The organism is Amycolatopsis speibonae (assembly GCF_042647925.1).
In the GTDB taxonomy this organism is placed as follows: Bacteria; Actinomycetota; Actinomycetes; order Mycobacteriales; family Pseudonocardiaceae; genus Amycolatopsis; species Amycolatopsis speibonae.
In genome coordinates, this window is sequence record NZ_JBHRWK010000143.1 from 1 (window position 1) to 19,096 (window position 19,096).

Here is a 19,096-nt window from a genome sequence, read left to right on the forward strand (position 1 = left end):
AGGTATCCGAGGCCGGGTTCGATGAACGCGACCAGTACCGCGAGTGCGAAGACCGCGGTGGTCAAGACGAAGTTGAGTACCCATTGGTCGGTCATCGGTTCGGTGTCGCCGCGGATTTCCGGGTCGTGGCGGACGATGAGCACCAGTGCGGTGTGGGACAGGCTGCTGGCGAGGAGAGTGCCGAGATAGAAGACGGCGGTGAAGCGCTCTGAGTCGTAGGCGCCGACGAGTTCTGTGGGGAACGGTAGTACCGCGATGGTGAGGAGCCAGCAGAAGTTGGCGAGGACGAGCGGCCCGCTGTAGGTCCGTACGTGCTCGAAGATGCGGTGATGGGTGACCCAGAATCGGCCGATCACGGCGAAGCTGAGCAGGAAACTGAAGATCTTCGGCCAGTTGTCGGTCACGGCTTCGACCGCGGGCGCGTTTTCCGCGACCAGTTCCGGCACGAGGTCGGTGAGCGGCAGCACCAGCAGCGTCAAGGCGATGGCGACGACGGCGTCGGTGAAGAACACCAGCCTTTCGGGAGATCCATGCTGCTTCAAAGCCGAGCTCCTGTCAGGGGGCTTGTGCCGACCAAGTCCGTACGGCACTATCCGCTGGCCGATCACCCGGCGCAATTCACGAGGCCGGTGACGCGGAGGAGGTCCACCGCTGAGGCCCCGGGCGTGCCCGGCACGGCCGAGTAGACCAGCACAGCATGGCCGTCGATGAGGCCGGCGAGGTCGGGGTCGTGTGGGTAGCGGGTCTGAGCGGTCCGCAGGCAGCCGACACAGTCGGCGGCGAGGGAGTTCCCTGCGAGCATGTCGGATTTGGCCGACAGCACGAGCGCGGGCAGGTCCGACATCCGGTCCAGCAGCCGAAGTCGTCGTTCTCCCGCCGCCGTTCCATCGCGGCCGGCAACTCGGGGGCAGTCCAGTGCTGTTTGCCGGCGCACCAGGTCAGCCACGAGCCGACCGCGGCGCGGTTGCGGTTCCAGATCGCCGGGGCCGACCTGCACGGCGACCCGGTCGAACCGCGCCGGCGGACGGCATGTGCCGCCGGTTCTCCAACTTCGTCACGGTCACCGCCATCGCCGAACCCCCGCCCTGATCGACCGACCGGAAGTCGCGCACCGATCGGCGACATGTTCACCCAGCTCGCCGAATCCTGTCGTGGATCAAGCTACCGGATAATGGCCCATTACCCGGTAGATCATTTACATCAGAGTCGGATCTTGTCAATACACCTAGGACTTGTGCGGTACGAAGGGGCACACCGCATTGCCAGCGAGCGCAGAAACCGTGCGACGGGGACGCGACGCCTGGTAGAAAAGACGCGTGAAAACACTTCCCGATGGTGACGGTGCGCTGCTGGTCCGTACCGATTTCGACCATCAGCCGGTATGGGACGACCTGTGTGACTTGATCCGTAAATATTTACCCGAGGGGTTGCTCGCGAACCTGCGGCTCATCGACGATTCTTCTTACGAGGGCGCGACGGCGGAGGAGTTGCTGAACCTGGTGCCGGACGACGCCGGATACCCGTACATCGCCATAGCGGATGCGGTCACCGCCGAGCCGGTAGAGCGGCCACAGGATCGCAGCCTGCTCATCGTCGACAACGATTACTACGACGAAGAGGAGGAAGAGGAGAAAGGAGGCACGTTCCGCGCCCTCGTTTCCGAACTCCCTTCGATCGACGCCAATCTCTCCATCGCCAACATGAGTTTCGCCGATTACGCCGAAGAGGCTGACGATGACGGCGTGTTCCGCAGCCTCTAAGACCGGCCAGCGGCCTCCTGCGCATGCCCGCCCCTGTCCACGCGTGACATCCGCGTGAGTGGGTCCAGGCCTCGGGCCGATCTTGGGCTACGCGGGCGGGCTGCCGGGGAACAGTGCGCGGGGTTCGAGGTCTAGCCGGGTGTCGGTACCGCGTCGGGCGGGTCGAGGTCGAGCACCAGGTCGCCGAGCCGGCGGATGGTGTGCGTGATGTACGGGGTGATGGTGGCGTGGTCGACCGGGTGTCCCTCGGCGGCCAGTGTGTTCGCCGCGTCGGCGTGGATGGTGCCGGGCTGGATGTCGGAGTCGCCGAGTGGTCTGAAGTGCTCTTGTCCCATTGTCGGCGTAGCGCGATCAGGGCGGCTCGATTGAGGACCGTGATCTCGGGTTTCTTCTCTTGTGTCGTTCGGGCGGTGAGTCCTTGTAGCAGGGTCGAGGAGGAGGTCGGCGATGTCCACGGTCTCGCCGGTGACTGGTGTGCCTTGGAACTCGATGAGTCCGTTCTTGATGTCGCGAGCGGCACCGCGGCGGCCTCGTTCGGCACCGACCGCGTCAGCGAGTCGGTAGCCGGCGTTGGCTGAGTTGGGCCAAGGGAGGAGTTGAAGCCGGGCCCAGAGTGCGGTGTCGGCGGAGGACGGTGTTGAAGAGGACGGGGTGGTCGGTTCACGGTGGCAATCGGTGCAGAGTTGCGCGTCCGACGGCAGGGAGCGTCGACCAGGCCGATGCGTGCGCATCGAGTCTGGGGATTCGGGAGCCAGGGCAAATTTGGCCGACTTACGGCTGTGGCGGCCTTGAGTCCCGTTCGGTCGTCGCGGCGATGCGGTCTTGTCTGGTCGCGGAGGCCTGTTCGGTCGAGTCGAGCCCGAGCATTGCCAGCAATTCGGCGCCGTCCACCTCGTCCCGCGCCAGACGGCGGACCAACCGTGCGGCGCGAGCGAGGGTGCTCCCGGCGAGTGGCACCGCGAATCCTTCTCCGTTCACACCCGGCAGCCGGTACACGGGTTGTCTTCGCGGCTTGTCTGCCTTGGTGCGGGTCGAGTCACTGGTCATGAGAACCTTCGGTCGTCGCAATGCTGTCTCACTGTTCGAGCAGCGTCCTCACCGAGGGCGGCCGCCAGTCCTGCTGGTAACGGTCACGTCCGCCACGTCGCAACGAATCCGTTCTTCCCCGGATGAGGACCCTAGGCCGTAAGTCTTGATCTGGACCGTCACCGAAAGCGATCCTGCCTGATCGGGAAGTGCTGCGAGAAAAACGGGCACAGCGGATCGGCACACGTACCGCCTCAGCGCCACCTGGACGCTCGCACTTGGCGCAGCGGAGACGGTTTGGGCATAAAACTCGACGATCAGTGGTTCGGAGGCAGTTAGGGCGACAGTGAGAGTCCTTGCCTGCATCGCTAAATATCCCTTCGGGAAAGAGAGTCGACAATGCTGTGGTCGACCAGTCAGAGAGACCAGTGGGGATGGGGAAGCGGCTGAGGGTCAACTGACGGGAGCAGTCACGGCCTTGTCGCGGACTGCGCCAGCGGCCTGAGCGGAGAGTGGATCGGCCAGGGCCAGCGCGATGTCGGGGCGGGTGTCGATGCTCCAACGGACGACGTGCTCAACGTGGCGCCACAGCGGCTGAATGACTTGAGCAGTGGCGAAGAGCGGCTGCCCGAACGTCCCGATGCCGACGGACTTCCCGTTCGGCTTGACGTCAGTGCCGAGGCGGGACGCGACCGATTCGAGAACACTGTGCAGATCGATGCTGCTAGTGAATTACGGGACAGACCCGCGGCAGGCGGCCGAGCTCGCGCACCGGGAACTGAAGTCGTTCAACTGGCGCGATGTCGGCAGCTTCTGGTACTCGATCCTGTCGCTCGCCTACCTCGACGAGGGCGATGCGGCGCAGTTCCACCTCGACCGCGCGATGGCGCGTTCGGGGTGGACGGAATCCATCGCGCTGACCGTGCTGCGAGCTCGTATCGCAGCCGTTGACGGCGCCGCGCTCGCGGTGTCCTGGGCCATCGAAGCGCTGGTCGAGCTCGGCGAATTCGATCGCGCTGACGAACTGCTGCGCAGGCATTCACTCAGCGGTAGTCTGGAAGCCCTCGTCGATCGCGCCGAAGTACTCGCGGCACGCGGTCTTCTCAGGATGGCGATCGGGCAACCGGAATCGGCCTACGAAGACTTCATCTCCTGCGGCCGGGAACTCGCCGGCTGGGGTGTCACCAATCCCGCCGTCATCCCCTGGCGGTCGGGGGCGGCACTCAGCGGACGCGAAACCGTGGCCCTCCACCTGGCCGATGACGAACTCGCCAACGCGCGGCGCTGGGGCACCACCCGCGCGATCGGCACCGCTTTGCGCACCGTCGGCCTCGTGCACACCGAAGGCTGGAACATCGGCATCTTGAAGAAAGCGGTCGAAGTCCTGACTCGCGGTGGCGCGCGGAGCACGTTGATGCAGGCTCAATACGAACTCGCGGTCAAGCTGAAATCGAGGGACGTCACGACGAGGTTCAGCCCGCGCTACGAGACTTCCGGAAAACAGCGGCGGCGGCGGGCAACAAAGCGTGAATAGAGCGTGCCGACGACATGATCCGAAGGTGGTCGGAGACCTGCGACACCTCGAAGTTGTCTTCGAAAGAGCGTAAGGTCGCGAACCTCGCCCAGGCGGGACTGCGCAACGGAGAGATTGCAAAGCGCTTGCGCCTGACCACCTCCACAGTGGATTTCATCTTTCCGACATCTACCACAAACTCGCGATCTCCGGATGAGGTGAACTGCGTGCTATTCGAGTTTCTGTCCTGTAGGCCTGCCTCTTTGTACACAATCGCCAGTAGACCGGACACATCCTGTCTTTGACACGGCCGAGTGCGCGCATCCTGACCACAGTTGGGATGACCGGTCGAAAGGCGGATTGATGGAGCCAAGGGGTGCGGAAGAAGCGGTCGCGATCGTCGGCGTCGGCTGCCGTTTTCCGGGCGGGATCGATGACATGCCGAGTTTCTGGGAACTGGTCGCGTCCGGGACCGACGCGATCGGCGACATCCCGGTCGACCGGTGGCGCATCGGTGACCACTACGACGCGGATCCGGCCGCACCGGGCCGGATGTTCGTACAGCAGGGTGGTTTCCTGCGGAATCCGGTCGACGAGTTCGACGCGGGCTTCTTCGGGATGTCGCCGCGCGAGGCGGCCGCGCTGGATCCGCAGCAGCGGCTGCTGCTGGAGGTCACCTGGGAATCACTGGAGAACGCCGGGATCCCGCCGAAGTCGACCGCGGCCGGCAACATCGGTGTCTACGTCGGTGGATTCACCTTCGACGCGGCGACGCTGCAACTGACCGACTCGAACCGGCATCTCGTCAGCTCGGCCACGCCGACCGGCGTGAGCTTGACGATGTTGGCCGCGCGGTTGTCGTACGCGTTCGACTGGCGCGGCCCGGCGTTGACCATCGACACCGCATGCTCGTCGTCGCTGGTCGCGCTGCACCACGCGGTAGGGGCGCTTTCCCGTGGGGACTGCGACCTCGCGGTGGCGGCCGGGGTGAACGTGATGGTCAATCCGGTCACCACGGTCCTGATGGCCAAGGGGCGGTTCCTTTCGCCGGATGCCCGATGCAAGTCGTTCGACCACCGGGCCAACGGTTACGCCCGTGGCGAGGGCGCGGGTGTACTGCTGCTGAAGCCGTTGCCCGCCGCGGTGCGTGACGGCGACCACATCCACGCGGTCGTGCGTGGCACGGCGGCGAACCAGGACGGCCGCACACCGGGCATCACCGTGCCCAGTGTGGACGCCCAGCGGGTACTGATCGAGCGGGCCTGCCAGGTCGGGGGCGTCGAGCCGGCGTCCGTCGGGTACTTCGAAGCCCACGGCACCGGTACCGCAGTGGGTGATCCGATCGAGGCCACCGCGATCGGTGAGGTCCTGGGTGATTCCTCGCGTACGCACTGGATCGGATCGGTCAAAGCGAACTTCGGGCACACCGAAGCGGCGGCGGGTATCGCCGGGGTGATCAAGGCGGTGCTGTGTCTCGACAAGGGACTGATCCCGCCCAACCTGCATTTCGAACGGCCCAATCCGAAGATCCCGTTCGACCGGCTTCCACTGAGGGTGCCGACGGAGATGGTGCCGTTCCCGGAGTCGGCGGGCCCGCGCCGGGCCGGGGTGAACTCGTTCGGCTTCGGCGGGACGAACGCACACGCCATCCTGGAGCAGTGGACGGGCTCCGAGCCGGCCGCGGCGGCCGAGCCGGCGGCCGGGCCGGTTCTTCTGCCGCTGTCGGCGCGAAGCCCGGAAGCCTTGCGTGCGCTGGTGGATTCCTACGCGACAGCGCTGGAAAGTCCGGAAAGCCCGTCTCTGCGGCGGGTTGCCAGGGCGGCATCGCGGCAGCGTGAGCACCATCCACTGCGGACATTCGTGGTGGCCGGGGACGCGGCGGAGGCGGCAGCCAAGCTACGGGAACTGACCGTCGAGCCGAGGCGGGCGACGCGGCCGGGAAATGCCTTTGTGTACACCGGAATGGGCCCGCAGTGGTGGGGTATGGGTCGTGAACTCCTGGCGACGGAACCACGTTTCGCCGAGGTCGTCGCGGCTTGCGACGAGGTGCTGGCGAAATTCGGCGTGTGCATGGCGGACGAGCTCGACCGCGACGAAGCCGAATCACGGCTGACCGAAACCTTGTACGCGCAGGTCGCGAATTTCGTGGTGCAGGCAGGGCTCACCGCGTTGTGGCGGGCGTGGGGAATCGAGCCGGCCTTCGTCGTGGGCCACAGTGTCGGCGAGGTCGCCGCCGCTTACGCAGCGAGCGTGTACACGCTCGAAGACGCCCTTACCATCAGCTTCCACCGCGCGAACCTGCAGTCACGCCTTGCCGGACGCGGCGCGATGGCGGCCGTGGACCTGCCCGCGGACGAGGTCGCCGCGTATCTGCGGGACGGTGTCGCGATCGCCGCGGTCAACAGCACGTACGCGACAACGCTCGCCGGTGACCACGACGCCTTGGCAGCGGTGAGCCGGGAGTTGACAGACGCGGGAGTGTCGGTGAAACCACTCCGCGTCGAGGTGGCGTACCACAGTCACCAGATGGAGGAGATCCGCGAACCGCTGCTCGCCGCGTTGCGGGAGATTCGCCCGCGCCGTGCGGAAGTCCCGCTTTTCTCGACGGTCACCGGCGACCAGGTCGAGGGGCTGGAACTCGATGCGGATTACTGGTGGCGCAACGTCCGCGAGACGGTCCGGTTCGCCGACGCGTTCCGGCGCGTGCTCACCCGGGCTCCCGGCGCCGTGCTGGAGATCGGGCCGCATCCGGTGCTCGCGTCCGCGATCGACGAGGCGCTGGCCGACCGGTCCGACGACATCCTCCGCTTGGCGTCGTCACGCCGCGGGGAACCACAGCGCGAGTACCTGCTCACCGCGCTCGGTCAGCGGTATGCCGCCGGCGCCGATCCGTCGTGGGACCGGGTGCATCCGGGACCGCGTGAGCACCTCGATCTGCCGTATTATCCGTGGCAGCGGGAGCGGCATTGGCTGGAATCGGTGGCGTCACGGGAAAAGCGGCTGGGCGCCACTGACCTCATGCTCGGCGGAAGGCCGGTCGCCGGGGTCACGCCGGTCCATGACATCGAACTGTCGACCTCGACGCTGTCCTACCTCGATGATCACCGGATCGGCGAGTCCGTGGTATTCCCCGGCTCCGGTTATCTGGAAGCCGCGCTGGCCGCCTTCCCGGACGACGAGCCGTGTCTCCTCGAAGACGTCGTGTTCCACCGGCCGCTCGTGCTGGCGCCCTCGTCGATCCCGACGCTGCGGGCAGGCTTCGACCCGGCACGGCAGCTACTCACGCTCCACAGCCGCACCCAGCCCGACGATCCTGTGTGGACGTTGCACGCCGAACTGCGCCGTGGCCACTTCGCCAAGGCGCGGCTGCCGGAACGTCGTACCGAACTCGCGGGCCTGACTGAAGGACTGCCGGAGCTCGGGCACGAGGACGTGTACTCGTGGCTCGGCGGTACCGGCCTGAACTACGGTCCGGCCTTCCGCGCCGTGGAGCGGCTGTGGTGGCGGCAGGAGAGCCGCGAGGTGTTCGCCGAACTGCGGCTGGACACCGCCGAGCAGAAGGGCCACCGGCTGCACCCCGTGGTGCTCGACGCGGCGCTGCAGGCGGTGATCGCCGGTGGGCTGATGTTCGGCGATGGCCTGGAATCCGGCACCTACGTCCCGGCCAGGATCGAGGCGCTGCAATTCTTCCGCAGCCCGGCCACCCGGCTGTGGGTGCACGGCCGGGGCCGGCCCGCCGCAGGCCCTGGCCGGATCGAATGCGATCTGTCCCTGGTGACCGACGACGGTGAAGTCGTCGCCGAGGTCAGGGGGCTGCAGGCCAGGCGGCTCGCGGAAGCGGCGGACGAGCCGCCGGCGCTGGTCTACGGGCACGTGTGGCAGCCGGAACCGCTACCGGAGGCGTCGGAGCGGCAACCGGACGGGCGGTGGATCGTCGTCGGATCGTCGGCCACGGCGGCAGGGCTCGCCAAGGACCTTGCCGCAGCCGGAGCAGGCGTCGTCGCTGTGGATCCGGCCGGTGACGACTGGCTCGATCGTGTGCTTTCCGTGGCTTCGGCCTGCCGTGGTGTGGTTTACGTCGACAGCTCCGACGCCGATACGGCGTGCGCGCCGATCGCCGCACCGTTGCGGCTCGTGCAGGAACTGCCGGTCGTGCCCTTGTTCCTCGTGACCACGGGTGCGCAAGGTGTCTCCACGGTGAACCCGGCGGCGTCTTCGTTGTGGGGTTTCTGCCGCGTCGTCGCCGCCGAACGGCCGGAGTTGCGATGCCGGTTGGTGGATCTCGCCCCGGGCATGTCGGAGGAGGCGCTGCTTGCCGAAGTCCTTCACGACGGAGTCGACGAGGTCTCCCTCCGCCCTGACGGCCGGTATGTGCGGAGGTTGAAAAAGGCCGAAGACGGCTCGGAGTTCGACCACGTCCGCACGCGCACCGACCTCACCCCGGTGCGGCTGGAGTCGTCCGGTGGTGAACTCGGTTTCCTCGCCACCACCCGCCGGCCGCCCGGTCCCGGCGAGGTCGAGATCCAGGTATCCCATGTCGGGCTCAACTTCAAGGACGTCCTCAAGCACACCGGCCTGATCTCGCCGCACGCGATCGAGGGCAGCCATTCCGGCGAGACGCTCGGGATGGAATGCGCGGGCACGGTTGTCGCGGTCGGCGACGGCGTGGCCGATCTCGAAATCGGGGACGAGGTGTTCGTGCACAGCCGGGACCTGTTCGTCTCGCATGTGACGCTCGATGCGGTGCGCGCGGTCAAGAAACCGGCCACGCTGTCCGCCGCCGAGGCCGCGTCGCTGTTCCCAGTGGCCACCGCCTACCTGTCGCTCGTCCGGCTCGCGAACCTGCGCGCCGGCGAGCGCGTGCTGATCCACTCCGCCGCCGGGGGCGTGGGGCTGGCGGCGGCGCGGATCGCACACTGGCTCGGCGCGGAGGTGTTCGTCACCGCGGGCAGCGCACAGCGGCGCGATTTCCTGCGCCAGGAGGGCTTCGCGCATGTCGCCGATTCGCGGTCGTCGTCGTTCGCGGACGACATCCTGGGCTGGACCGGTGGCGCCGGCGTCGACGTGGTGCTGAACTCGCTGCCCGGCAAAATGATCGACCACAGCCTCCGGGCGATGAGTACGTTCGGCCGGTTCGTCGAGCTGGGCAAGCCGGGGGACGTCGCGGACCACGCGGTGCGGCTCGCCTCGACCCGGCGAGCGCTGTCGTTCCACTCCTTCGACTACGACCAGATGATGGCCCTGCGCCCTGGCGACGTCCGGGCATGTATGCAGGCCGTCGCGGAACTCTACGAACAGAAAGCGATCGTGCCGTTGCCGGTCGCCGCGTGGCCGGCTCTCGACGCCGCCGAAGCCTTCCGCGCCATGGCGAGCCCTGAGCACCGCGGGAAGGTCGTGCTGTCCATGGCCGACGAGGAGGTGCTGGTGCCGGCATCGTCGTTGCCAGGGACGCCAGTCCGGTCGGATCGGACGTACGTCCTCACCGGTGGTCTGGGCGGCCTCGGCCGGACTGTGGCGCGCTGGCTTGCCGAGCAGGGCGCGCGGCACCTTGTGCTCGTCGGCCGCAGCGGGGCCACCACACCCGCTGCCGAGCAGCTGCTGACAGACCTGACCGGCGAAGGCGTCGAGGTGCGCGTGGAGAAGGCCGATGTCGGCGACCACGCCCAGGTGCGTGCGCTCCTCACGGACGTCCGTGCCGACATGCCCCCGATCGCCGGCATCTTGCATGCCGCGGCCGATTTCGACGACGTTCTGCTGTCCAACACCGACGCGGCCCGACTCATCGCGGCGACCCGGCCGAAGGCGAACGGTGCCTGGAATCTGCACCGGGAAACTCTGGGCGACAGCCTCGACTTCTTCGTGCTGTTCTCCTCGTTCGCGGCGCAACTGGGCGCGGTCAGCGTGGGCGCGTACGCCGCAGCCAACGAATTCCTCAATGGCCTCGCCCGTTACCGGCGCGCACAGGGGCTTCTCGCGACCAGCATCGGCTGGGGAATGGTCGACGATGTCGGGGTCGCGGTGAGCCGCGACGGCTTCGTCGGCGATGCCCTTCGCCGAGTCGGCCACCTCGGCATTTCCCCCGCCAGGCTGATCACCGAACTGGGAACGTTGCTGCACACACAGCCCACGGAGGTGTCGGTCGCCGACATCGACTGGCCGCGGTGGGCACGCGCGAATCCACAACTCGCGCCGTTGCCGACGTTCGCCTCCGTGGCTCCGGCGAGCGCCGCGGAAAGCGGGGACGAATCCGTCGGGAACCGGCTGCGCGAGGCCGGGCCTGCCGATCGCGCGTCGATGCTTCCCGCACTCGTCGCGCCGTTGCTCCAGCGCACCACGGGCCTCACCGAGCAGCAGCTCGGTGAGGAGCAGGCGGTCGACGTCGACTCGCTCACCGCGGTCGAGCTACGGGTGCTGCTGCAGAGGCAACTCGGGGTCGCGGTGCCCGCGGTGCGGCTGCAGCGCAGCCTCAGCGTGGGCGTGCTCGCCGAGCTTCTCGTCGACGAGCTGGACCGCTCACAGCCCGAAACGGCCACCGTCGCGCATGAGATCACTTCGGCTGATGGGCAGGTGATCTACGGCCACTTGAGCGTTCCCCCGGACCCCGGACCGCATCCGGCCGTCGTGGTGTGCGCGCCAGGCGAAGGCGGAGCGTTGAACAACGATGGCGACTACGCGCACCTCAGCGAGCACGCGCCCCTGCTCGCCGCGGGGTTCGCCGTCCTCACCGTCGACCAGCGCGGCGCGCCCGGACACGGACCCGATTTCACCGCCATGGCCGAAATGGGCGGCGGAGAAGTCGACGACGTCATCGCGGCCGCCCAGTATCTCGCCGACCTCCCGGAGATCGACGGCACCCGGATCAGCATCGTGGCCACCAGCCGCGGGGCTTACACCGCGTTGCTGGCGCTTGAACGCCGCCCCGATCTGTGGCGGCACGCGGCGTTGCTGATGGGGGTGTACGACCCGCCGACACTCTTGGCCGGACAAACCGAGCCCGGCACGCTGCTCCCGGCGAACTCCGAGTTCAGCTTAACCGACGTCGAAAGCTACTTCGCCGCACCGGAACGGCAACCACTCACCGGCGTCGGCACGCTCAAGGCACCGCTGCTGATCGTGCATGGCGACGAGGACTCGGTCGTTCCACTCGCACAGTCGGAAGAACTCACCACCCGGGTACGGGAGGCGGGCCTGCCCGCGGAAATGATCACCGTGCCCGGGTTGACACACGACAGCGAACACGAAGATCAGGTGTGGACCGATTTGTGGCCCGAGATCGGCGCGTTCCTCAGGGATGGCACGCGATGACGACGCGAACAGAGGCGGTGATCATCGGCGCCGGACTGTCCGGGATCGGGCAGGCAGTGGCACTCGCGCGGTCCGGGATCGATTTCGTGGTGCTGGAGAAGGCGCCGGACCTCGGCGGCACCTGGCACTCCAACACATATCCAGGTGCGGCCTGCGACGTCGAAGCGCACCTGTATTCGTACTCGCACACCAAGAATCCTTACTGGCGCTCGACTTACGCCGGTCAGAAGGAAATCCTCGGATACCTTCGAGGCGTCGCGGTGCGACACGGGCTGCTGCCGCGGATCCGCTTCGGCACCCGAGCGGTGAGCGCGCGCTGGGACGAGGACAGGGCGGAGTGGACCGTCGAGACCGCGGACGGCACCACCTACGTCAGCCGGTTCCTCGTACTCGGAGTCGGTGGTCTGCACGTGCCCCGGATTCCCGAGGTGCCCGGCGCGGCGACGTTCCGGGGCAGTACTTGGCACACGTCGTGCTGGAACCACGACGTCGACCTGACGGGCAAGCATGTGACGCTCGTCGGCGTCGGTGCCTCCGGAGTACAGGTCGTGCCCCACCTGGCCGAACGAGCCGCGTCGTTGACGATCTTCCAGCGCTCCGCGCCGTGGGTGCTACCGAAGGCGGACGCGGCGATCCCGGCCTGGCGGCAACGGCTTTTCGCCTGGCTCCCCGCCGCGCGGTCGTTGCACCGGCTGAGGATCTACCTGCGACGGGAGAAACGTGGCTTCGCCTTCCACACCCGGCCGGAACTGCTGCGGGTCGCCGAGCCGATCGTGCGGCGGAAGATCGACGAGCAGATCGCGGACCCGTCGCTGCGCGCACTCGTGACGCCGGACTATCCCCTGGGTTGCAAGCGAGTCCTGTTCTCCGCCGACTACTACGCGACGCTGAACCGGCCGGACGTCCACGTCGTGGCCGGCAGCCCGGCCGAAATGCGCCCGGACGGGATCGTCGACGGGGCCGGTGGGGAGCACCGGACCGATGTACTCGTCTACGCCACCGGATTCGACCTCACGGGCTCGTTCGACCGGATCGAGATCGCCGGCATCGGCGGCCGGCTGCTGAAGGAGGCGTGGCAGGGCGGTATGCACGGCTACCACGGGCTCGCGGTGCCGGATTTCCCGAATATGTTCATGATCCTGGGACCGAACGGATTCGCGCCGCACACGAGCGTCGTACCGAACATCGAGGCACAGGCCCGCTATGTGAACCAAGCCATCCGTACCATCCGTTCGACCGGCGCCAGGGCCCTGACCGTCCGCCACGACGCGACCGACCGCTTCATGGCCGAGATGCGGACACGCTTCGCCCGGACGGTCTGGGCGCCCGGCAACTGCCGCAACTGGTACCAGAACGAGTCGCCGAGCGGAACGATCCTCTGGCCGAGCTCGACCCTGCACTATCGCCTGCGCCTGCGCACCCTGCGCAGGGGCGACTACGAATTCCTTTCCGCACGGAATGCTTTCCAGCGGGGAGGCGGATCCTGACAGTTCGAGACATGCCGAGACACTCATTCTTTCGGCCCACAAGAGCAGGGACGAAATGCGGCCGCGCACACTGTTCGGGCACACTTCGCGCTTCGGCGGAACCTCGGCCGATACCGTCCTGGCCATCGAAAACCTTCGCGCGGCAGAACAAGCCGGACAGAAGGTGACCCGACCATGAACCTCGGACAGCCTCAAGTCGGACTGTTTCCCGGACAAGGAGCATACCGGCCCGGCACACTCGCCGTTCCTGCTCGGTCCGGCTCGGGGAGTACCTTACGTCGCAGGAACCCTGTCAAGCCCGGTGGCAAGTCAACCATCCGACGCACCTGACGGGTATTTGCTTCCGTTGTGACCACCTCGTACACGTTGTCGGGTGTTCAGGAGAATCCTTCGTCAGCTCGGCGCCGAATCTCTCGGTTTCGCGTGACAGGAGTGATCCGCATGGTGGTGGGCCAGAGCCGTGAATCGGCGATCAGCGGCCTTGCCCAAGCACGCCCCCGGGCATACGTCGCGCTCAGCCGCGCTACCCTCGTCTCAGCCGACGACACCTCATTCGACGGGGCATTTAAAGCAGAGAGGTGCCCTGCGTGTCGGAAAGATATGCGCGTTCGGGCAGAAAAACTATCTGAAAAAACCTGATAATTCCGTTTCTTGAGTAGATTTCTCCGCGATTCTTGACTTATTTGTGAACTGCTTGGTAATCCTTGCTCTTGTTCATCCTCAGGAGTTGCTCATGGAAGATTCCTATGACTACATCGTGGTCGGTGCCGGCTCGGCTGGCTGCGCCCTCGCCGCGCGTCTCGCCATGGGCTCCCCGGATCGGGTCGCTTTGATCGAAGCCGGTGGTCCCGACGATCATCCGGCGATCAAGATCCCGATCGCGTTCCCAACGCTTTTCGGCGGCGAGAACGACTGGGACTACCGCACCACTCCTCAGCCGGGCCTCGCCGACCGAGTGATCCGGTGCCCGCGTGGCCGTGTCCTGGGTGGTAGCTCGTCGCTCAACGCGAACGTCTGGACCCGAGGCCATCAAGCGGATTTCGACGGCTGGGCGGCAAAAGGCTGGTCCTACGCGGAAGTCGAACCGTACTTCCGCAGAGCCGAGCGCCGAAGCGGAGGCGACGCTTCAGGGATCTACGGTCTCGACGGCCCGCTGCACGTGGAGGACGTCCGAGGAGAGTCCGAGGCCACCGGGGCTTTCTTGCGGGCCTGCGCCGAACTCGGCCTTCCTGCGGCGACGGACGTGAACGCCGCCGACAGCACGGGATATGCGCGGATGCCGACTGCCCAGCGCCGGGGTGAGCGCTGGAGTTCCGCCGACGGCTACCTGCGTTCGCTCGTGCATCCCAACCTCGATGTCCTCACCCGGCTTCGCACGCTGCGGATCACCCTTTCCGACGGTCGCGCCACCGGCGTCGAGGTACTGGACGAGGGCGGCGTACGCCGCACGATCATCGCCCGGCGCGAGGTCGTCGTCAGCGCGGGTGCCGTCAACACGCCGCACCTGCTGATGCTCTCCGGTATCGGCCCCGCGGATCATCTCGCCGAGCACGGGATCGACTGTGTGCACCCGCTGCCCGGCGTTGGCAGTGGCCTGCAAGACCACCTTTTCACCCCGTTGATCGTCCACTGTCCGCGGCCGGTCACCCTGGCTTCCGCAAGCGAAGCAGCCGCCCTCGATGCCTACGAGAAGGATCGGCGCGGCCCGCTGACGTCCAACGTCGCCGAGGCGGCGTACTTCACCGCGAGTGATCCCGCGTCACCTGGCCCGGATCTGGAGATCAGTTTCCTCCCGTGTGCGTTCGTCGACCACGGCGTCGATCCTCCACCGGAGCACGCCTTGACGATCGCCGTGGTCCTCCTGCAGCCGAAGAGCACAGGACGAATCCGGTTGCGTTCGCCCGACCCGCTTGAGAGCCCCGAAATCGACCCGGGGTACCTATCCGACCCGGGCGGTGATGACTTCCGGCGGCTGACTTACGGCATGAAGATCGCCCGCCGGATGTTCGGCACGGCCGCGCTCATGCCCTACATCGGCAAGCCCTGGTACCCGGATCTCGATCTCGGCGACTCGGGGTCCGTCGAAGATCACGTCCGCCGTCGCTCGGACACCGTCTACCACCTGGCGGGCACCTGCCGGATGGGGACGGACGACGACTCGGTGGTGGACCCGGAACTCCGTGTCCACGGCGTCGCCGGGCTGAGGGTGGTCGACGCCTCGGTCATGCCGCGTATCACCCGCGGGCACACCCACGCGCCCACGGTCATGATCGCCGAACGCGCCGCCGATCTCCTTCGCGGCACCTGAACCTTCCTCCACCACAGTCAGGAATCCCCATGATTCGTCCGAAGACCAAAGCCTTCTTGTGGAAAACGATGGTCCGCCTGGCGCCGAAACCCTGGTTCATCACCTTCATGCGGACCGTGATGGTTCCCGTCGACCGGTTCCTGCTCCGTCGTTCCCACGGCCGGATCAGCATGGGCGGGACGACCGGTGCCGGAACACTCCTGCTCACCACCACCGGCCGACGGAGCGGAAGACCGCGGTCCACGCCTCTCTTCTTCATGCCGCACGGCGAGGCTTTCGCCGTCGTCGCCTCGAATTTCGGCAGGCGCGCCCAGCCCGACTGGTCCGTCAACCTGCTCGCCTTTCCGCAGGCGACCGTCACGGTCGGCAACCAGGTCGTTCCGGTGATCGCGCGGCCGCTCACCGGCGCCGAACACGACGCGATCTGGAGCCTCTATACCGGCGCGGGCCCGGCCTACCAGAGCTATCTGGACACCAGTGGCCGAGACAGCTTCCGCATCTTCGCCCTCGAGCAGAAGGGGTACGGAACCAGGCCATGACCGCTCCCGCCACGAACGACGCCGCACTGGGCGCCGACCTCGCCGACCTGAAGGCGAAAGTGACCCAGCGCCTGGTCTCCTTTCTTGACGAGAAGGAATGTCACGCTCGCGACCACGGGCTCGTTCCCGAGGTCCCGGCCATGATCCGGGCTCACATCACCGCCGGGGGCAAACGCATCCGGCCGCTGCTGTGCCTGGCGGGCTGGCAGGCCGTCGCCGGCCCGGCCGTTCCCCCGATGGTGGTGCAGACCGCCGCCGCGCTGGAGATGTACCAGGCCTTCGCCCTCATTCACGACGACATCATCGACAACTGCCTCACGCGGCGCTCCCAGCCGACCGTCCACCGGGCGCTCGCCCGGCGCTACGCCCACAGCAACGACCCTCGTCACCTGGGGCTCAGTGCCGCCCTCCTCATCGGCAACATGGCGCTGACCTGGTCCGATGAACTCGTCACCACCGCCGACCTGCCCGGCCACCGCAGGACCGTGGTCAGCGGCCTCCTCGACGCCATGCGCGAAGAGATGCACTACGGCCAGTACCTGGATCTGCTCGCCACCCTCGGCCCGCTGGACGACCGGCAGACGCCCCTGATCGTCGCGCGGTACAAGACGGCAAAGTACACCGTCGAGCGTCCCCTGCACATCGGAGCCGCGCTCGCTGGAGCGGACACAGGGTTCCTCGACGCTCTCAGTCGCTTCGCCCTCCCTCTCGGCGACGCCTTTCAGTTGCGGGACGACCTCCTCGGCCTGTTCGGGGATCCGGGCGCCACCGGCAAACCGGTCTTCGATGATCTCCGTGAAGGCAAGCGGACTCTGGTGCTCGCGGTCGCGGTCGGTGAAGCCAACCAGGACCAGAAGGACTTCTTGACCGAGCACGTCGGCGATGCCGGACTCAGCGACGACACCGCCCGGCAAGTCCTCGACATCATCACCTCGACCGGCGCGCCCGCCACCGTCGAGCGGATGATCGTCGAGCGCCACGCCGAAGCCGTCGCGGCGCTCGACGACAAGGTTCTGCCCCGCGCCGCGGTGGCGACGTTGCGGCGGATCGCCGACGATGCCGTTCACCGTGAATCATGACCGCCGATCCGGAAGACCAGGCCAGGCACGCGTTCCTGGACATGGACGGCACCCTGTTGCCCGGTGTGCTGGGGATGTACTACCTGAGGAACCTGGCTGTTGACGGGGTTTGCGACCGAACCGCGACAGAGGCCTGCCTGGGCGCCATAAAGCGTTATGCCACGGCCACGAGCGACCGCGAACACCTGCACGTCGAGTCATACCGGCTCTACTCGGAAGCGATCCGGGGTGTCGCGTTCGACCGGGCGTGGGCGACCGCCAGGAGAACGTGGAACGCCTGCCGCAGCAGGCTCTTCCCGTTCGCCGAGGAGCTGATCTCCTTGCTCAAGGCCAACGGCTACCAGATCCATCTGATCTCGGGGAACGCCGACACGATCATGACGGTGGCCGCCCTCGACCTGGGCGTGGCTTCGGGGCATGGTGTCGGAACCGAAATCGTCGACGGCCGGTTTACCGGACGTCTCGCGAACCCGCCCGGGCTGCCGGGCGGCAAAGAGTCGATCATGCGTGGATTCAAGGCTACCGAATCCTTCGACCACGACAGCGCGGTCGCCATCGGGAACACGGTCCGGGACTCGGAACTCTTCGACCACGTCGGCATCGCCATCGCTTTCGAACCAGACGGCGAACTGCGCCCGGTCGCCGCCCGGCGCGGATGGCACATCGTCGATCGCGTCACCATCGTCCCGGCCTGTGCCAGGCTGCTCGCCGGATCGTCCCGAGCCCATACAAGGAATCACACACCATGAACGACAAAGAGCCCTTCGTAGAACTCGACCTGACGATCTCCGACAACGCGAGAGAATGGCAACGGCGCGCCAGAACATTCGCGCGTGAACACGCTTTACCGCTTGGGCATGAACTGGACGTCATGAGCGCCGAGGACGCCGTCGCGCCAGGCTCGCCCTATTTCGAGTTCCTGGCTACGGCCCGGAGCGAAGGGTTCCTGCATCTGACCGCGCCGCCGGAGTTCGGCGGTCTCGGCTTGAGTCGTCTCGAGGAATACCTCGTCCTCGAAGAACTCGCCACCGGCGACGCCGGCTTGGCGGCCTCGCTGTTCATTGCCCCGCTGGTGTACCAGTTCGTCTACAACTTCGGCAGTCCACGACTCGTCGACGAGCTGGCGCGGCCCTTCTTCACCGGGCAACGGCCGGAGTGGTCGAGTTGTTTCGCCATCACGGACTCCCGGCACGGATCGGACATGATGGCCGCGCACACCCCGTCGCTGGCCGTGCCGGGTGGCGACCTCATCGCACGCGAGGACGGTGACGGCTGGGTCCTCAGCGGGCGGAAGGCGCCGTGGGCCAGCTGCACGGCGACGGCCACCCATGCCCTGGTGTGCTGCACACTCGACTCGTCGAACCTCGCCCGCGGCGGGATCGCGGTCGTACCGCTGGACCTCGACGGCGTCACGAAGGGTGAGCCCCTCGACAAGCTCGGCCTGCGCCCGATGAACCAAGCGTCGCTGAGCTTTGCCGACGTGCGCATCCCCAAGGACCACCTGCTCATCGGCGAAGACGCCTACGGCATGGCCATGCACGCCACCCACACCGTCGCCAGTGTCTCCATGGCCCTGTTGGCCTTCGGCACCGGCCGCGCGGCCTACGAGGGTGCCCTGCGCTACACGGCCGAACGTGTCCAGGGCGGGAAGCCGCTGCACGAGCATCAGGCCACCCAGCTGCGTTTGTTCTCCATGTTCACCAAACTGGAGGCTGCCCGCGCGCTGACCCGCGCTACCTACGTACACAACTATGAACTGGCCGCCGCGGGAAAGGTCGGCTCCCTCGCGCATTCCTGCGCCGCGAAGGTGTTCGCGACGGAGACCGCGTTCGAGGTCTGCGACGCCGCTTCCCAGCTTTGCGGTGCCCGGGCGACCGATCGGCGGGGCCTCCGGTTCTCCGACGGAGATGTCTTCTATCCCGAAAAGCTTCTTCGTGATGCGAAATCGTTCAAAATCGCCGATGGGGAGAACACCTTGCTCGCGCTGATCGGTGCGGCGCATCTCGGCTGAGGGCGGTAATGAACAGAAAGATCGCCGCAGCGTCTCGCTGTCAATCAAGTAGCCTCCTGTCGGAGGCG

The 19,096-nt window shown here is 67.0% G+C and carries 14 protein-coding genes; 10 read left to right on the forward strand and 4 right to left on the reverse strand.

Annotated elements, in window-relative coordinates; all coding sequences use genetic code 11:
* Both ACFOSH_RS42510 and ACFOSH_RS42515 read right to left on the reverse strand, forming a co-directional pair.
* Positions 1–542: TMEM175 family protein (locus tag ACFOSH_RS42510; protein ID WP_378247232.1), on the reverse strand; the 542-nt coding region annotated here is incomplete at its 3' end.
* A gap of 62 nt (positions 543–604) precedes the next feature.
* Positions 605–946 (reverse strand): hypothetical protein, encoded by a 342-nt coding sequence (locus ACFOSH_RS42515; protein WP_378247234.1) that lies wholly within the window; start codon positions 944–946, stop codon positions 605–607.
* A gap of 370 nt (positions 947–1,316) precedes the next feature.
* On the opposite strand from ACFOSH_RS42515, the gene ACFOSH_RS42520 reads away from it, so the two are divergent.
* Positions 1,317–1,760, forward strand: coding sequence for a DUF6924 domain-containing protein (locus ACFOSH_RS42520; RefSeq protein WP_378247236.1), 444 nt, complete (start codon positions 1,317–1,319; stop codon positions 1,758–1,760).
* A 131-nt stretch (positions 1,761–1,891) separates the two neighbouring features.
* Here the strand turns inward: ACFOSH_RS42520 and ACFOSH_RS42525 are convergent, their stop codons facing one another.
* Together ACFOSH_RS42525 and ACFOSH_RS42530 are read right to left on the reverse strand one after the other, a co-directional pair.
* The gene (locus tag ACFOSH_RS42525; protein WP_378247238.1) at positions 1,892–2,095 is read right to left on the reverse strand and encodes a hypothetical protein; all 204 of its coding nucleotides are present in this window, start codon (positions 2,093–2,095) and stop codon (positions 1,892–1,894) included.
* Positions 2,096–2,531: 436 nt separating this feature from the next.
* Positions 2,532–2,807: a hypothetical protein gene (locus ACFOSH_RS42530; protein WP_378247240.1), complete on the reverse strand. Its 276-nt coding sequence runs from the start codon at positions 2,805–2,807 to the stop codon at positions 2,532–2,534.
* A 697-nt stretch (positions 2,808–3,504) separates the two neighbouring features.
* On the opposite strand from ACFOSH_RS42530, the gene ACFOSH_RS42535 reads away from it, so the two are divergent.
* The 9 genes from ACFOSH_RS42535 (at position 3,505) to ACFOSH_RS42575 (ending at position 19,028) form a co-directional block, all read left to right on the forward strand.
* Positions 3,505–4,320, forward strand: coding sequence for a hypothetical protein (locus ACFOSH_RS42535; RefSeq protein ID WP_378247242.1), 816 nt, complete (start codon positions 3,505–3,507; stop codon positions 4,318–4,320).
* A gap of 14 nt (positions 4,321–4,334) precedes the next feature.
* Positions 4,335–4,604, forward strand: a complete 270-nt coding sequence (locus ACFOSH_RS42540) for a LuxR C-terminal-related transcriptional regulator (RefSeq protein WP_378247244.1) — start codon at positions 4,335–4,337, stop codon at positions 4,602–4,604.
* A gap of 58 nt (positions 4,605–4,662) precedes the next feature.
* The gene (locus ACFOSH_RS42545; protein WP_378247246.1) at positions 4,663–11,604 is read left to right on the forward strand and encodes an SDR family NAD(P)-dependent oxidoreductase; all 6,942 of its coding nucleotides are present in this window, start codon (positions 4,663–4,665) and stop codon (positions 11,602–11,604) included.
* The gene (locus tag ACFOSH_RS42550; protein ID WP_378247248.1) at positions 11,601–13,091 is read left to right on the forward strand and encodes a flavin-containing monooxygenase; all 1,491 of its coding nucleotides are present in this window, start codon (positions 11,601–11,603) and stop codon (positions 13,089–13,091) included. Before ACFOSH_RS42545 ends, ACFOSH_RS42550 begins: the two co-directional genes overlap by 4 nt.
* Positions 13,092–13,824: 733 nt before the next feature.
* Positions 13,825–15,399 (forward strand): GMC family oxidoreductase, encoded by a 1,575-nt coding sequence (locus tag ACFOSH_RS42555; RefSeq protein ID WP_378247250.1) that lies wholly within the window; start codon positions 13,825–13,827, stop codon positions 15,397–15,399.
* A 29-nt stretch (positions 15,400–15,428) separates the two neighbouring features.
* Positions 15,429–15,938 carry a nitroreductase family deazaflavin-dependent oxidoreductase gene (locus ACFOSH_RS42560; protein WP_378247252.1) on the forward strand — a complete coding sequence of 170 codons (510 nt, stop codon included), beginning with the start codon at positions 15,429–15,431 and terminating at the stop codon, positions 15,936–15,938.
* Positions 15,935–17,017 (forward strand): polyprenyl synthetase family protein, encoded by a 1,083-nt coding sequence (locus tag ACFOSH_RS42565; protein ID WP_378247254.1) that lies wholly within the window; start codon positions 15,935–15,937, stop codon positions 17,015–17,017. Before ACFOSH_RS42560 ends, ACFOSH_RS42565 begins: the two co-directional genes overlap by 4 nt.
* Positions 17,014–17,766, forward strand: coding sequence for an HAD family hydrolase (locus ACFOSH_RS42570; protein WP_378247256.1), 753 nt, complete (start codon positions 17,014–17,016; stop codon positions 17,764–17,766). Before ACFOSH_RS42565 ends, ACFOSH_RS42570 begins: the two co-directional genes overlap by 4 nt.
* On the forward strand, positions 17,763–19,028 hold the full coding sequence (locus tag ACFOSH_RS42575; RefSeq protein ID WP_378247258.1) for an acyl-CoA dehydrogenase family protein: 1,266 nt from the start codon (positions 17,763–17,765) through the stop codon (positions 19,026–19,028). Before ACFOSH_RS42570 ends, ACFOSH_RS42575 begins: the two co-directional genes overlap by 4 nt.
* Positions 19,029–19,096 lie beyond the last annotated feature (68 nt).

Coding starts and splice junctions, on each gene's coding strand:
- ACFOSH_RS42545 (WP_378247246.1), top strand. CDS start 4,663: ATGGAGCCAAGGGGTGCGGAAGAAGCGGTCGCGATCGTCGGCGTCGGC.
- ACFOSH_RS42555 (WP_378247250.1), top strand. CDS start 13,825: ATGGAAGATTCCTATGACTACATCGTGGTCGGTGCCGGCTCGGCTGGC.
- ACFOSH_RS42550 (WP_378247248.1), top strand. CDS start 11,601: ATGACGACGCGAACAGAGGCGGTGATCATCGGCGCCGGACTGTCCGGG.
- ACFOSH_RS42575 (WP_378247258.1), top strand. CDS start 17,763: ATGAACGACAAAGAGCCCTTCGTAGAACTCGACCTGACGATCTCCGAC.
- ACFOSH_RS42565 (WP_378247254.1), top strand. CDS start 15,935: ATGACCGCTCCCGCCACGAACGACGCCGCACTGGGCGCCGACCTCGCC.
- ACFOSH_RS42560 (WP_378247252.1), top strand. CDS start 15,429: ATGATTCGTCCGAAGACCAAAGCCTTCTTGTGGAAAACGATGGTCCGC.
- ACFOSH_RS42570 (WP_378247256.1), top strand. CDS start 17,014: ATGACCGCCGATCCGGAAGACCAGGCCAGGCACGCGTTCCTGGACATG.
- ACFOSH_RS42540 (WP_378247244.1), top strand. CDS start 4,335: ATGATCCGAAGGTGGTCGGAGACCTGCGACACCTCGAAGTTGTCTTCG.
- ACFOSH_RS42530 (WP_378247240.1), bottom strand. CDS start 2,807: ATGACCAGTGACTCGACCCGCACCAAGGCAGACAAGCCGCGAAGACAA.
- ACFOSH_RS42525 (WP_378247238.1), bottom strand. CDS start 2,095: ATGGGACAAGAGCACTTCAGACCACTCGGCGACTCCGACATCCAGCCC.
- ACFOSH_RS42535 (WP_378247242.1), top strand. CDS start 3,505: ATGCTGCTAGTGAATTACGGGACAGACCCGCGGCAGGCGGCCGAGCTC.